Source organism: Streptomyces sp. NPDC005962, assembly GCF_040629205.1.
GTDB lineage: Bacteria > Actinomycetota > Actinomycetes > Streptomycetales > Streptomycetaceae > Streptomyces.
The window spans coordinates 300,593-314,542 of record NZ_JBEXVE010000003.1; the positions used below are offsets into that span (position 1 = coordinate 300,593).

A 13,950-nucleotide genomic window follows, 5' to 3' on the forward strand; every position below is an offset into this window, starting at 1 on the left:
GCTTAACGGGACACGCCGAAGCGGGCGGCCAGTTCGTCGCGTTGGTCACGTACGAAGGCCGCGTCCACGACCGACCCATGGCCGGGTACGTACCGCGCGTCCTCGCCGCCGAGGGCGAGCAGCCGGTCCAGGGCGGCGGGCCAGTGGGAGGGGATCGCGTCGGGTCCGGCCTGGGGCGGGCCGGACTCTTCCACCAGATCTCCGCAGAAGACCACCTCCGGCTGGCCGGGAACCCGGCCCGGGACCAGAACGGCCAGGTCATGGGCGGTGTGTCCGGGGCCTGCGTTCGCCAGCAGCACAGGCCGGTCGCCCAGGTCGAGGGTGATCTCCCCGGAGACCGCGTGATGGGGCGGTACGAGGTGGTCGGCGGCCTCGGCGGCCGCCCCCGGGGGCACTCCGTGCCGTACCGCGTCCTCGCGCAGCGCGTCCCGGCCGCGGCGCAGCGGACCGTCCAGACCGGTCGCCCCGTACACCTCGCAGCCCGCGAAGGCGGCCGTCCCCAGGACATGGTCGAAGTGCGGATGGGTGAGCGCGATCCGGGTCGGCCGCCGGCCGGTCAGCCGGGTGATCTCGGCACGTAGCGCCGCGCCCTCGCGCAGCGTCGAGCCGGTGTCCACCACGAGGACGTCCTTACGGCCGATGATCACGCCGACCGTGCAGTCCCAGTCGGGCAGCCTGCGGCGGGCGATATCGGGACCGAGCTGTTCCCACCCGGCCTCTTCCCAACACGTCTTCATACCGAGACGCTAGCTTCAACAGCGATAGCGTGACGTGTGGCCGGGGCGCCGGCGGGGGGCGGCTCTTGCCGTGGCCACCGCACCCCGCCGTACACTGGCTGAGGGGTTCTGGCACTCGCGACCATTGAGTGCCAGAGGGACGACCTGATGACACGGCTGGACTGGAGGTGCGCGGGGTGCTCAGCGAACGCAGACTCGAAGTGCTGCGTGCCATTGTCCAGGACTACGTGGGCACCGAGGAGCCGGTCGGCTCCAAGGCGCTCACCGAGCGGCACCGGCTGGGAGTCTCCCCGGCCACGGTGCGCAACGACATGGCCGTGCTGGAGGACGAGGGCTTCATCGCCCAGCCGCACACCAGCGCCGGGCGCATCCCCACGGACAAGGGCTACCGGCTCTTCGTGGACAGGCTGGCCGGAGTGAAGCCGCTGTCCGCTCCGGAGCGGCGGGCCATCCAGAACTTCCTGGACAGCGCCGTCGACCTCGACGACGTGGTGGGGCGCACCGTCCGCCTGCTGGCGCAGCTGACCCGGCAGGTCGCGGTGGTGCAGTATCCGTCACTGACCCGTTCGACGGTGCGGCATGTGGAGCTGCTGCCGCTGGCCCCGGCCCGGGTGATGCTGGTGCTGATCACCGACACCGGGCGGGTCGAGCAGCGCGTGGTGGACTGCCCGGCTCCGATCAGCGACGACTCGCTGGCGGATCTGCGGGCCCGGCTCAACAGCCGGGTCGTGGGGCGCCGGTTCGCGGATGTGCCGCAATTGGTGCAGGATCTTCCGGAGTCCTTCGAGCAGGAGGACCGGGGGACGGTCTCGACCGTGCTGGCGACCTTGCTCGAAACGCTTGTCGAGGAGACCGAAGAGCGGCTGATGATCGGCGGCACCTCGAACCTCACGCGTTTCGTGCATGATTTCCCCCTGACGATCCGGCCCGTGCTGGAGGCACTTGAGGAGCAGGTCGTCCTCCTCAAGCTGCTCGGCGAGCAAGACTCGGGTATGACCGTGCGCATCGGGCATGAGAATGCTCACGAGGGGCTCAATTCCACCTCGGTCGTGGCGGTCGGCTACGGTTCGGGCGACGAAGCCGTCGCCAAACTCGGCGTGGTCGGACCGACCCGCATGGACTACCCCGGAACGATGGGAGCGGTACGCGCAGTGGCACGTTACGTCGGACAGATCCTGGCGGAGTCGTAAGTGGCGACGGACTACTACGCAGTCCTGGGCGTGCAGCGCGATGCCTCGCAGGACGAGATCAAGAAGGCATTCCGTCGGCTCGCACGCGAGCTGCACCCGGACGTCAACCCTGATCCGAAGACCCAGGAGCGGTTCAAGGAGATCAACGCCGCTTACGAGGTTCTCTCGGACCCGCAGAAGAAGCAGGTCTACGACCTGGGCGGGGACCCGTCGGGGTCGGCCGCGGGCGGCGGCGCCGGTGGCTTCGGCGCGGGCTTCGGCAACTTCTCCGACATCATGGACGCGTTCTTCGGCACCGCCTCGCAGCGCGGCCCGCGGTCCCGGACCCGGCGCGGCCAGGACGCCATGATCCGTCTCGACGTGGAGCTGAGCGAGGCCGCGTTCGGGACGACCAAGGACATCCAGGTCGACACCGCGGTCGTCTGCACGACCTGTAGCGGTGAGGGCGCGGCGCCGGGTACCTCGGCGCAGACCTGTGACATGTGCCGCGGCCGCGGTGAGGTCTCGCAGGTGACGCGGTCCTTCCTCGGCCAGGTCATGACCTCGCGGCCCTGCCCGCAGTGCCAGGGCTTCGGCACCGTGGTGCCGACCCCGTGCCCGGAGTGCGCGGGCGACGGGCGGATTCGTTCGCGGCGCACGCTGACCGTGAAGATCCCGGCCGGTGTGGACAACGGCACCCGCATCCAGCTCGCGGGCGAGGGCGAGGTCGGCCCGGGCGGCGGCCCGGCGGGCGATCTGTACGTGGAGATCCACGAGGTCCCGCACCCCGTCTTCCAGCGGCGCGGCGACGACCTGCACTGCACGGTGACCATCCCGATGACGGCGGCGTCGCTCGGCACCAAGGTGCCGCTGGAGACGCTGGACGGCCTGGAGGAGGTCGACATCCGGCCCGGCACCCAGTCCGGTCAGTCGGTCCCGCTGCACCAGCGCGGCGTCACCCATCTGCGCGGCGGTGGCCGGGGCGATCTGATCGTGCACGTCGAGGTGCTGACCCCGACCAAGCTCGACCCGGAGCAGGAGGAGCTGCTGCGGCGGCTGTCCAAGCTGCGCGGTGAGGAGCGGCCGACAGGGGAGTTCAAGCCCGGCCAGCAGGGGCTGTTCTCGCGCCTCAAGGACGCGTTCAACGGACGGTAGGCGCCCGGCCGGGGGTCCGGGGGTTGGCCCCCGGGGATGGCAGCCAACGGACGGTAGGCGCCCGGCCGCGAAGGCCTGGGGCGCACGCTGATCCGGCTTTCGGCGCACGTTGATCCGGTGGCGGATCACCGCGGAGGACATGGCACCATGTGCCCATGTCCTCCGCGCTGACCGATCTCGCTCGGTACCCGATCGTGCAGGCTCCGATGGCGGGCGGGGCCTCCTGCCCGCAGCTCGCCGCCGCTGTCATCGAGGCCGGGGGCCTCGGCTTCCTCGCCGCCGGTTACAAGACGCCGGAGGCGATGTACGAGGAGATCAAGCAGCTGCGCGGGCTGACCGGCCGCCCCTTCGGCGTGAACCTGTTCATGCCGCAGCCGCCCAGCGACCCGGCCGCCGTCGCGGTCTACGCCGACCGCGTCGCGGGCGAGGCGTCCCGCTACCAGACCGTGCTCGGGGACCCCGAGTCCGGCTCCGACGACGCGTACGACGCCAAGCTGGCGATCCTGCTGAACGACCCGGTCCCAGTGGTCTCGTTCACCTTCGGCTGTCCCACCCGCGCCGTGCTGGACGCGTTCGCCCGGGTGGGCACCCGGACCATCGTCACCGTGACCTCGCCGGTCGAGGCGGAGACCGCCCAGTGGGCGGGCGCCGACGCCGTCTGCGTCCAGGGCGTGGAGGCCGGCGGCCACCAGGGCGGCTTCCGTAACGACCCGGCCGACGACGCCCCCGGCGCCGTGCTCGGGCTGCTGTCGCTGGTCGCGCTGGTGCGCGAGACCGTGCAGATCCCGATCATCGCGGCGGGCGGGCTGATGCGCGGCTCGCAGATCGCCGCGGTGCTGGCCGCGGGCGCGGCCGCGGGACAGCTGGGCACCGCGTTCCTGGTCTGCCCCGAGTCGGGGGCGAACGCCCGGCACAAGGCGGCCATGACCGATCCGCTGTTCGGCCGGACCGAGCTGACCCGGGCCTTCTCCGGCCGCCCGGCCCGCGGCCTGGTGAACCGGTTCATCCGCGACCACGGCCCGTACGCCCCGGCCGCCTACCCCCAGCTGCACCACCTCACCTCCGGGCTGCGCAAGGCGGCGGCCAAGGAGGGCGACCCGCAGGCCATGGCGCTGTGGGCCGGGCAGGGGCACCGGCTGGCGCGCGAACTGCCCGCCGCGCGGCTGGTGGAGACCCTGGCCGTCGAACTGGACGCGGCGGCGTCCATCTACGGGCCCCAGGCCCCGCGAGGCGTGGTGTCGTGACCGCCCCGGTGTTCGTGGCCGACTCCCTCGCGGGGGCGGCCACAGGGGCCCGTATCGCGCTGGAGGGCCCCGAGGGGCGGCACGCGGTGTCGGTGAAGCGGCTGCGGGCCGGCGAGCCCGTCGTCCTCACGGACGGCGCCGGTACCGGCGTATCGGCCACCGTGGCGGCCGTCGAGGGCAAGGACCGGCTGCTGGTCGACGTCGACGGCGTACACCACGAGGCGGCGCCGAGTCCGCGGATCACCGTCGTCCAGGCGCTGCCCAAGGGCGACCGCGGCGAGGTGGCCGTGGAGACCATGACCGAGACGGGCGTCGACGCGATCGTGCCGTGGGCGGCCGCCCGTTGCATCACCCAATGGAAGGGCGAGCGCGGGCAGAAGGCGCTCGGCAAGTGGCGGTCGACCGCGCGCGAGGCGGGCAAGCAGTCCCGTCGGCTGACCTTCCCCGATGTCGCGGACGCGATGACGACCAAGGAGGTTGCTCGACTTCTCGCCGATGCCGACCTCGCGGCCGTGCTCCACGAGGAGGGCAGCGACCCCCTGGCGACGGCACAACTGCCCCACGAGGGTCATATCGTGCTCGTCGTGGGCCCCGAAGGGGGCGTCTCGCCGGAGGAGTTGGCGGCCTTCGCCGCGGCGGGCGCACGGCCGTACCGGCTGGGCCCGAGCGTTCTGCGCACTTCCACGGCCGGAACGGCCGCCACCGCGCTGCTGTTGGGACGCACCGGCCGCTGGAGCTGAGCTCCGGGTGGCCGACGATGGTCTTCCGGTTCGCCGGGCGTGATGGGAACCTGACCTCTATGGGGGTATTGAGCCATCATGTACGGCACGGACGGCCGCTGCTGGCGGCCATGGCCGCGGTGGCCGCGGCCGTCGCGGTGACGGGGTGCGAGCCGCGGGACGGCGGGGTCACCGCGATCGCCGTCTCGGTCACCACGGACAAGGTCGCCACCTCCGCCCTGGAGCGGGGCGGTGTCGGGGTGCGCTGGCTGACCTGCAACGCGGATCTGAAGAGGACCCCCACGGCCGGGGCCTCGGCCTCCGGCTCCGGTGACGCGGGCACCACGGACGCCTCGGTGGACTGCCGGGGCAGGACCGAGGACGACAAGGCCGTCGGGATCAGCGGCAAGGTCACCTATGTGCGGGAGAACCACTGTGTGCGCGGCGATCTGACCGGCACGGTGGAGGGCCACAAGGTCTTCCAGGCCAATGTGATCGGCGAGTGCGACGGCGGCGACACCGACAGGACCGACGACACCAACGGGACCGACGGCGGCGACAGGACCGACGGCGGCGACACCGGGAGCCCGACCCCGTCCCGTACCCATCCCTGGGACCGGGCCACCACCACGCACCCGTGGGACCAGGGGACCACCGCATCCGGCAAATAGGGTCCGCATAAGCTGTGACCATGCCGGACGAGTCACCGCTGATCCAGAGCCTGCGCACAGCCGTCGCCACCGCCCCGGACGACGTACCCCTGCGACTGCACTTGGCGGGGCTGTTGCTGGACGGCGGGCAGGGGCAGGACGCGATATCCCAGATCGCGGCGGCCCTTCAGCGTGACCCCGGGAACGCCGAGGCGCAGGCCCTGATGGCGCGCGCCGTAGCGCCCCCGCCCCCGCCCGCGGCCGCCTCCGCCCCGCCCGCCCCGCCGCGCGGCGCCCCGGATTCCGCCTCCCGGGACGGTTCCTACGACTGGCGGCGGGCCGAGGGCGAGTTGGCGGGCGTCGTCCCGCCGCGCTTCGTCGAGACCCCCGACGACTCCGGGGACCCCGAGAACCCGGGGACCCCGGAAGACCCCGCGACCCCCGAGGCCCCCCGGCCGCTGGCCGCCGACGGCTCCGACGACCCCGGTGACGCCTCCGCGTGGGAGGTGGAGCGCACCGGTGTGCGCCTGGCCGACATCGGCGGCATGGACGAGGTCAAGCAGCGCCTCGAAGCCGCCTTCCTCGCCCCCATGCGCAACCCCGAGCTGCGCAAGCTCTACGGCAAGAGCCTGCGCGGCGGGCTGCTGCTGTACGGGCCGCCCGGCTGCGGCAAGACGTACGTGGCGCGCGCGGTGGCCGGGGAGCTGGGCGCCCACTTCATGTCCGTCAGCATCAGCGACGTTCTCGACATGTGGATCGGGAATTCCGAACGGAACATGCGCGAGCTGTTCGAGACCGCCCGCCGCAGCGCCCCCTGTGTGCTCTTCCTGGACGAGCTGGACGCCCTGGGCGCCAAGCGCAGCCAGCTCCGCCACAGCGGGCTGCGCACCACCGTCAACCAGCTGCTGGCGGAGCTGGACGGCGTCCACGCGGACGCCAACGAGGGGCTGTTCGTGCTCGCCGCCACCAACCACCCCTGGGACGTGGACGGCGCGCTGCGCCGCCCCGGGCGCCTGGACCGCACCCTGCTGGTGCTGCCGCCCGACCAGCCAGCGCGCGAGGCGATCCTCCGCCATCACCTGGAGGACCGCCCGATCGCGGGCGTCGACGTGCGCAAGCTGGCCAAGCGGACCGACGGGTTCTCCGGCGCGGACCTCAAGTACCTGTGCGAGGCGGCGGCCGAGCGGGCGCTGATGGACTCCGTACGGACCGGACAGCCCCGGATGATCGGCCAGGACGATCTGATGGCCGCGCTGGGGCAGGTGCGGCCCTCGACCCGCCCGTGGTTCGACACCGCGCGCAATGTGGCCCAGTTCGCCAACGAGGGCGGCACGTACGACGATCTGCTGGCGTACCTCAAGAGCAAGCGGATGCTGTGAGCGAGACCGGAACCGAGCACCCGCTGACCGCCCAGGCGGCCGCGCTGATCGAACTCGGAAAGTTCGACAAGGCGAAGGAGCTGCTGGCCCGCAGGCTGGCCGGAAATCCGGACGACGGCCTGGCCTGGGTGCGGATGGCTCTCTGCCACAACAGCACCAGTGACTTCGAGGAGGCGCTGCACGCGTCTCAGGAGGCGCTGCGCCGCGACCCGGAGGACTTCAGCGCGCACCGGTTCCGCTCGTTCGCCCTGCGCCGCCTCGCCCGCTCGGAGGAGTCGGTGGCCGCCGCCCGCGAGGCGGTCCGCGTCCTGCCGGACCACTGGGCGGGCTACGTGGCGCTCTCCGAGGCGCTGATCTACCCGTCCGACCGCTGGCCCCAGGCGTACGAGGCGGCGGTGACCGCGGTGCGGCTCGGACCGGAGGAGATCAAGACCCACTACGCCCTGTGGAAGGCGTCCCTGGCCCTCGGGCGGCACGATGTGTGCGAGCAGGCGGTGCGCGAGGTGCTGCGTATCGACCCGTCCAACGCCTGGGCGCTCCAGGAACTCGCCACCCGCAAGGCGTACTCGAAGGACGCCAAGCTTCCGGAGGTCGCCCAGGGCTACGTCCAGGCGCTGGCCGCCGCCCCGGGCAACCAGGGGATGCGCAGGGGCCTTGAGGGGACGCTGTTCAGGATGGTGCGCGGCACCCGCTGGCTCGCCCTGCTGTGCCTGCTGATCGCCGCGGTGACCGCGCGCGTCTTCCCCACCGGGGACGACCCGACCGCGCTGCCCGCGCCACTGGACACCAGGCTCTACGCGCTCGTCCTGATGGCGGCCGTCTGGGCGCTGGGCGCCTGGCGCGCGTACCGGAAGCTGCCGCAGGGCGCCAAGCTGGGCGTCTGGTCCCTGGTGCGGCGGGAGTTCTGGGTGAAGGTCTCGCTGTACGAGGCGGTGTGGTCCACGGTGTGCGCGGTGCTGATCGTGACCGTCCCGTGGACGGACCGGATGATCCTCCAAGTGCTCACCCACGCGGGCTGGGTGCCTCCCTTGATCACCATCTGGTTCGAGCGGGCTGCCCTGCGGGAGGCCCGGTAGCATCCCGTTCGGAAGCCTTGACGATCCAGTAAGTGCCGATGATCCAGCCGACGATCCGTAAGGAGCCACCGGTGGCGGGAGAACCGCAGGCCGACTGCCTGTTCTGCAAGATTGTCTCGGGGGAGGTGCCCGCGACCGTCGTCCGGGAGACGGACACCACCGTCGCCTTCCGCGACATCAACCCTCAGGCGCCGACCCATGTCCTGGTGATCCCCAAGGCGCACTACGCGGACGCCGCGTCCCTGGCGGCCGCCGAGCCGCGGATCGCCGCGGACGTGCTGTGCGAGACGGCCACGGTCGCCGCCGAGGAGAAGATCGACGGCACGGGCTACCGGGTGGTGTTCAACACGGGCTCGGGGGCCGGGCAGACCGTCTTCCACGCGCACGCCCACATCCTCGGCGGCCGTGGCCTGAACTGGCCCCCCGGGTAGTCCCGTTGTCCGCACGTGAACTGGTCGTCCTCGGCACCGCGAGCCAGGTTCCCACCCGGCAGCGCAACCACAACGGCTATCTGCTGCGCTGGGACGGCGAAGGCATCCTGTTCGACCCCGGCGAGGGGACGCAGCGGCAGATGCTGCGGGCCGGGGCCGCCGCCCATGACATCAACCGGATCTGCGTCACCCACTTCCACGGGGACCACTCGCTGGGGCTGTCCGGGGTCATCCAGCGGATCAACCTCGACCGGGTCCCCCATCCGGTGACCGCGCACTACCCGGCGAGCGGACAGCGCTTCTTCGACCGGCTGCGGTACGCCACGGCCTACCGCGAGACCGTCCAGCTGGCCGAGCAGCCGGTCGGCGGCGACGGCGGGGTGATCGCCCGTACCCCCGCGTACACCCTGGAGGCGGCCCGGCTCTCGCACCCGGTCGAGTCCTACGGCTACCGCCTCGTCGAGCCCGACGGCCGCCGGATGCTGCCGGAGCGGCTCGCCGCGCACGGGGTGCGCGGGCCCGAGGTCGGCCGCCTCCAGCGGGACGGCGTGATCGAGCGGGACGGGCGCACGGTCACCCTGGAGGAGGTCAGCGAGGTCCGGCGCGGCCAGCGGTTCGCGTTCGTCATGGACACCCGGCTGTGCGAGGGGGCGCACGCGCTGGCCGAGCGCTGCGACCTGCTGGTGATCGAGTCGACGTTCCTGGACGAGGACGAGCCGCTGGCGACCGACCACGGCCATCTGACGGCCGGGCAGGCGGCCCGGATCGCGTCCGGGGCGGGCGTACGCCACCTGGTGCTGACGCACTTCTCGCAGCGGTACGGCGACCCGGCCGAGTTCGAGCGCCAGGCGCGGGCGGCGGGCTTCGACGGGGAGCTGACCGTCGCCCAGGACCTGATGAGCGTCGCCGTGCCGAAACGGCGTTAGCGCCGCCGTCACGCCGTAGGGCGGGTGCCATCGGGCACACTGGCCGCATCCGCCCTGCCGCAGCAACAGAACAGAACGGTCAGACCTGGGAGCACACGGTGACGACACACGACGGTGACCAGCCCTCGGCGAGCCGCCCCCTTCTCGATCCGCTCGCGGACGTCCGCGGCCCCGGCGACCCGGGCTGCGACGTCTATCTCACCGGCACCGTCTTCCTCGACATCATCTTCACCGGCCTGGACTCCGCGCCCGTCCGCGGTACCGAGTCCTGGGCCCGCGGCATGGGCTCCAGCCCCGGCGGCGTCGCCAACATGGCCACCGCGCTGGCCCGGCTGGGGCTGCGCACCTCGCTCGCCGCCGCGTTCGGCGACGACCACTACGGCGACTACTGCCGGGACGCGCTGGAGCGCGGCGAGGGCATCGACCTGTCGCTGTCCCGCACCATCCCCGGCTGGCACTCCCCGGTGACCGTCTCCATGGCGTACGAGGGCGAGCGCACGATGGTCAGCCACGGCCACGAGGCCCCGCCGCCCGAGGAGACCGCACCCAGCTGCCCGCCCCCGGCCCGGGCCGCCATCGCCTCCCTCGTCCCCGGCCGCCGGGAGGAGTGGGTCGCCGAGGCCGCCCGGCACGGCAGCCGGATCTTCGCGGACGTCGGCTGGGACGACACCGGCCGCTGGGACCCGGCGGACCTCGCCGACCTGGAGCACTGCGAGGCGTTCCTGCCCAACGCGGCCGAGGCGATGTGCTACACCCGCACCGAGTGCCCGCGGGCCGCCGCCCACGCGCTCGCCGACCGGGTGCCGCTCGCCGTGGTCACCCTGGGCCCGGAGGGGGCGTACGCGGTGGACGGCCGCACCGGCGAGAGCGCCGAGGTGCCCGCGATCGCCGTGGAGGCCCTGGACCCGACCGGCGCCGGGGACGTGTTCGTCGCGGGCTTCGTCACCGGCACCCTGGCCGACTGGCCGCTCGCCGACCGGCTCGCGTTCGCCGGGCTGACCGCCGCGCTGTCCGTCCAGGAGTTCGGCGGCTCGCTCTCCGCGCCCGGCTGGTGCGAGATCGGCGCCTGGTGGCAGCACGCCCGCTCCTACGACGACCAGGCCCCGAGCGCGCTGCGCCGCTACGCCTTCCTCGACCGCCTGCTGCCCACCGCCGCCCGCCCCGGGGTGCTCCGCCGGGCCGTCCCCACGATCGGTTTCCGCCGGGCGTGAACGCCCGTGCCCGGTACCAGGCACTTCCCCCGCGGCGGGCCGGTGTGACGAAGGGTATGGAGCAAAAGCACTCGGGTGTTGTCGGTGCCCCGTCGTACCCTGGTATCTCAAGGTTGTCGAGCAACGAGAACCCTTGTCGACGGAGGTAGGAGCAGGCCGCAGAGCCGAGCCCATGACGCAACCAACCACAGCACCGCAGGCGCACGCACAGTTCACGGTCCCGACCAAGCACCCGATGGTCATGGTCCTGGGATCGGGTGACTCGCTGCTGCGTGTGATTGAAAAGGCGTTCCCGTCGACCGATATCCATGTCCGGGGCAATGAAGTCAGCGCGACCGGGGACCCTGAGGAAGTCGCCCTGGTCCAGCGTCTGTTCGATGAGATGATGCTGGTGCTCCGCACCGGTCAACCGATGACGGAGGACGCGGTGGAGCGTTCCATCTCCATGCTGCGCGCAGCCGAGAACGGCGAGGGCGAGGCGGCCGAGACGCCCGCCGAGGTGCTCACGCAGAACATCCTCTCCAACCGCGGCCGCACGATCCGCCCGAAGACGCTCAACCAGAAGCGCTATGTCGACGCGATAGACAAGCACACCGTCGTCTTCGGCATCGGCCCGGCCGGTACCGGCAAGACCTACCTCGCCATGGCCAAGGCGGTCCAGGCCCTGCAGTCCAAGCAGGTCAACCGGATCATCCTGACCCGCCCGGCGGTCGAGGCGGGGGAGCGGCTCGGCTTCCTGCCCGGCACGCTCTACGAGAAGATCGACCCGTATCTGCGGCCCCTGTACGACGCGCTGCACGACATGCTCGACCCCGACTCCATCCCGCGCCTGATGGCCGCGGGCACGATCGAGGTCGCCCCGCTGGCGTACATGCGCGGCCGGACGCTCAACGACGCGTTCATCATCCTGGACGAGGCGCAGAACACGAACCCCGAGCAGATGAAGATGTTCCTCACCCGGCTCGGCTTCGAATCCAAGATCGTGATCACGGGTGACGTCACCCAGGTCGACCTCCCGGGCGGGACCAAGAGCGGTCTGCGCCAGGTGCGGGACATCCTGGACGGCGTCGACGACGTGCACTTCTCCCTGCTCACCAGTAAGGACGTGGTCCGGCACAAGCTCGTCGGCCGTATCGTCGACGCCTACGAGCAGTACGACAGCCGCAACGGCAAGTGACCGGCCCCGAAGAGACCCGAGAAAAGACGAACCACCCCATGTCGATCGACGTCAACAACGAATCCGGTACGGACATCGACGAGCGCGCGATCCTGGACGTCGCCCGTTACGCGCTGGCCCGGATGCGTATCCACCCGCTCTCCGAGCTCTCGCTGATCGTCGTCGACGCCGACGCCATGGAGCAGCTCCACATCCAGTGGATGGACCTGCCGGGGCCGACCGATGTCATGTCCTTCCCGATGGACGAGCTGCGGCCGCCCGTCAAGGACGACGAGGACCCCCCGCAGGGCCTCCTCGGTGACATCGTGCTCTGCCCCGACGTGGCCAGGAAGCAGGGAGAGGAGGCGCCGACCGGGCACTCCATGGACGAGGAGCTGCAGCTGCTCACCGTCCACGGCGTCCTCCACCTCCTCGGCTACGACCACGAGGAGGCGGACGAGCGCGCCGAGATGTTCGGCCTCCAGGCGGCGATCGTCGACGGCTGGCGGGCCGAGTACGGCCTGACCGGGCCCTCCCCGGCCCCCACCACGCGATGACCGGGCAGCTCCTCACGGCGGCGGTCCTGCTGGTGGTGGTCGCCTGGCTGGCGGCCTGCGCCGAGGCGGGCCTCGCCCGCACCACCCGGTTCCGCGCCGAGGAAGCCGTGCGGACCGGGCGGCGGGGCAGCGCCAAGCTGATGCTGGTCGCCGAGGACCCCACCCGCTACCTCAACGTGGCGCTGCTGGTGCGCGTCGCGTGCGAGGTGGCGGCGGGTGCCGTCGTCACGTTCGGCTGTCTGCACGCCTTCCCGGAGACCTGGAAGGCGCTGACCGTCGCGATCGGTGTGATGGTCCTGGTGTCGTACGTGGCCGTCGGCGTCTCGCCGCGCACCATCGGCGCCCAGCATCCGCTCAACACCTCGACCGTCGCCGCCTATGTGCTGATCCCGCTGGCCCGGATCATGGGCCCCATCCCGCCGCTGCTGATCCTCCTCGGTAACGCGCTCACCCCCGGAAAGGGCTTCCGGAAGGGCCCGTTCGCCTCCGAGGCCGAGCTGCGCGCGCTGGTCGACCTCGCCGAGCAGGAGTCGCTGATCGAGGACGACGAGCGGCGCATGGTGCACTCCGTCTTCGAGCTGGGCGACACCCTGGTGCGCGAGGTGATGGTGCCGCGCACCGATCTGGTGGCCATCGAGCGCTTCAAGACCATCCGGCAGGCGCTCACCCTCGCGCTGCGCTCCGGCTTCTCCCGGATTCCGGTCACCGGGGAGAACGAGGACGACATCGTCGGGATCGTCTATCTGAAGGACCTGGTCCGCAAGACGCACATCAACCGGGAGTCCGAGTCCGAGCTGGTCTCCACCGCGATGCGGCCCGCCGCCTTCGTCCCCGACACCAAGAACGCGGGCGACCTGCTGCGCGAGATGCAGCAGGAGCGCAACCACGTGGCAGTGGTGATCGACGAGTACGGCGGCACGGCGGGCATCGTCACCATCGAGGACATCCTTGAGGAGATCGTCGGCGAGATCACCGACGAGTACGACCGCGAACTGCCGCCCGTCGAGGACCTCGGCGACGGCACCCACCGGGTCACCGCCCGGCTCGCCCTCGGCGACCTCGGCGAGCTGTACGGCACGGCCCTGGAGGACGAGGACGTCGAGACGGTGGGCGGGCTGCTCGCCAAGTCGCTGGGCCGGGTGCCGATCGCGGGCGCCACGGCCGAGGTCGACATCCCCGAAGGCGGCACCGACCCGGCCCTGAAGGCGCTGCGGCTGACCGCCGAATCCCCGGCGGGCAGGCGCAACCGCATCGTGACGGTGCTGGTGGAGCCGGTGCGGGAGACGGCGGCGGCCGAGTCGTAGGGGCGCTCCTGCCGGTCGGACGGCACGACACCCAGGGCGTACGGGGGCGTGAGAGCGCCCCCGTACCACGCCCGCGCGGGGCGGCGCACGGACGCGCGGGGCCGCGCTGCGCCATACGGATGCATTCACCCTCTGCGGTCTGGCCCATCTGGCGTAGGCAACGGCTTACTTGCAGATACCGACCGGTGGGCCGCCCATACCCCTGTCGGGGGACAGTCGGCTTGTCGTTGTGACGT

14 protein-coding genes are annotated in these 13,950 nt (G+C 72.0%); 13 read left to right on the plus strand and 1 reads right to left on the minus strand.

The window, feature by feature from the left end; genetic code table 11:
* Positions 1-2 precede the first annotated feature (2 nt).
* On the minus strand, positions 3-737 hold the full coding sequence (locus ABZ370_RS07505) for an MBL fold metallo-hydrolase (protein WP_358617787.1): 735 nt from the start codon (positions 735-737) through the stop codon (positions 3-5).
* Between the two features lie 176 nt (positions 738-913).
* Between ABZ370_RS07505 and hrcA the strand changes: the two genes are divergently transcribed.
* The 13 genes from hrcA (at position 914) to ABZ370_RS07570 (ending at position 13,714) form a co-directional block, all read left to right on the plus strand.
* Positions 914-1,927 carry a heat-inducible transcriptional repressor HrcA gene (gene hrcA, locus ABZ370_RS07510; RefSeq protein ID WP_358617790.1) on the plus strand — a complete coding sequence of 338 codons (1,014 nt, stop codon included), beginning with the start codon at positions 914-916 and terminating at the stop codon, positions 1,925-1,927.
* Positions 1,928-3,061 (plus strand): molecular chaperone DnaJ, encoded by a 1,134-nt coding sequence (dnaJ, locus tag ABZ370_RS07515; protein ID WP_358617793.1) that lies wholly within the window; start codon positions 1,928-1,930, stop codon positions 3,059-3,061.
* A 155-nt stretch (positions 3,062-3,216) separates the two neighbouring features.
* Positions 3,217-4,305 (plus strand): nitronate monooxygenase, encoded by a 1,089-nt coding sequence (locus ABZ370_RS07520; protein ID WP_358617795.1) that lies wholly within the window; start codon positions 3,217-3,219, stop codon positions 4,303-4,305.
* Positions 4,302-5,045 carry a 16S rRNA (uracil(1498)-N(3))-methyltransferase gene (locus ABZ370_RS07525; RefSeq protein ID WP_358617798.1) on the plus strand — a complete coding sequence of 248 codons (744 nt, stop codon included), beginning with the start codon at positions 4,302-4,304 and terminating at the stop codon, positions 5,043-5,045. Before ABZ370_RS07520 ends, ABZ370_RS07525 begins: the two co-directional genes overlap by 4 nt.
* A 59-nt stretch (positions 5,046-5,104) precedes the next feature.
* A complete protein-coding gene (locus ABZ370_RS07530; RefSeq protein WP_358617801.1) occupies positions 5,105-5,695 on the plus strand; it encodes a hypothetical protein in 591 nt (196 codons plus the stop codon).
* 20 nt (positions 5,696-5,715) lie between these two features.
* The gene (locus ABZ370_RS07535) at positions 5,716-7,053 is read left to right on the plus strand and encodes an ATP-binding protein (RefSeq protein ID WP_358617803.1); all 1,338 of its coding nucleotides are present in this window, start codon (positions 5,716-5,718) and stop codon (positions 7,051-7,053) included.
* Positions 7,050-8,129 (plus strand): tetratricopeptide repeat protein, encoded by a 1,080-nt coding sequence (locus tag ABZ370_RS07540; RefSeq protein ID WP_358617806.1) that lies wholly within the window; start codon positions 7,050-7,052, stop codon positions 8,127-8,129. The genes ABZ370_RS07535 and ABZ370_RS07540 overlap by 4 nt, the downstream gene beginning before the upstream one ends.
* Positions 8,130-8,200: 71 nt before the next feature.
* Positions 8,201-8,560 carry a histidine triad nucleotide-binding protein gene (locus ABZ370_RS07545; RefSeq protein WP_358617808.1) on the plus strand — a complete coding sequence of 120 codons (360 nt, stop codon included), beginning with the start codon at positions 8,201-8,203 and terminating at the stop codon, positions 8,558-8,560.
* Positions 8,561-8,565: 5 nt separating this feature from the next.
* The gene (locus tag ABZ370_RS07550) at positions 8,566-9,486 is read left to right on the plus strand and encodes a ribonuclease Z (protein WP_358617810.1); all 921 of its coding nucleotides are present in this window, start codon (positions 8,566-8,568) and stop codon (positions 9,484-9,486) included.
* A gap of 98 nt (positions 9,487-9,584) precedes the next feature.
* Entirely contained in the window at positions 9,585-10,697 is a 1,113-nt protein-coding gene (locus tag ABZ370_RS07555; protein ID WP_358617812.1) for a PfkB family carbohydrate kinase, read from the plus strand.
* A gap of 172 nt (positions 10,698-10,869) precedes the next feature.
* Complete coding sequence (locus ABZ370_RS07560) at positions 10,870-11,874, plus strand: PhoH family protein (protein WP_358617815.1); 1,005 nt, start codon at positions 10,870-10,872, stop codon at positions 11,872-11,874.
* Between the two features lie 38 nt (positions 11,875-11,912).
* Positions 11,913-12,410 (plus strand): rRNA maturation RNase YbeY, encoded by a 498-nt coding sequence (gene ybeY / locus ABZ370_RS07565; RefSeq protein ID WP_358617818.1) that lies wholly within the window; start codon positions 11,913-11,915, stop codon positions 12,408-12,410.
* On the plus strand, positions 12,407-13,714 hold the full coding sequence (locus ABZ370_RS07570) for a hemolysin family protein (protein WP_358617821.1): 1,308 nt from the start codon (positions 12,407-12,409) through the stop codon (positions 13,712-13,714). The genes ybeY and ABZ370_RS07570 overlap by 4 nt, the downstream gene beginning before the upstream one ends.
* Positions 13,715-13,950: the final 236 nt, after the last annotated feature.

Excerpts from the sequence above, each read along its gene's own strand:
- ABZ370_RS07505 (WP_358617787.1), bottom strand. The coding sequence starts at position 737 with ATGAAGACGTGTTGGGAAGAGGCCGGGTGGGAACAGCTCGGTCCCGAT.
- ABZ370_RS07520 (WP_358617795.1), top strand. The coding sequence starts at position 3,217 with ATGTCCTCCGCGCTGACCGATCTCGCTCGGTACCCGATCGTGCAGGCT.
- ABZ370_RS07530 (WP_358617801.1), top strand. The coding sequence starts at position 5,105 with ATGGGGGTATTGAGCCATCATGTACGGCACGGACGGCCGCTGCTGGCG.
- ABZ370_RS07535 (WP_358617803.1), top strand. The coding sequence starts at position 5,716 with ATGCCGGACGAGTCACCGCTGATCCAGAGCCTGCGCACAGCCGTCGCC.
- ABZ370_RS07560 (WP_358617815.1), top strand. The coding sequence starts at position 10,870 with ATGACGCAACCAACCACAGCACCGCAGGCGCACGCACAGTTCACGGTC.
- ybeY (WP_358617818.1), top strand. The coding sequence starts at position 11,913 with ATGTCGATCGACGTCAACAACGAATCCGGTACGGACATCGACGAGCGC.
- ABZ370_RS07570 (WP_358617821.1), top strand. The coding sequence starts at position 12,407 with ATGACCGGGCAGCTCCTCACGGCGGCGGTCCTGCTGGTGGTGGTCGCC.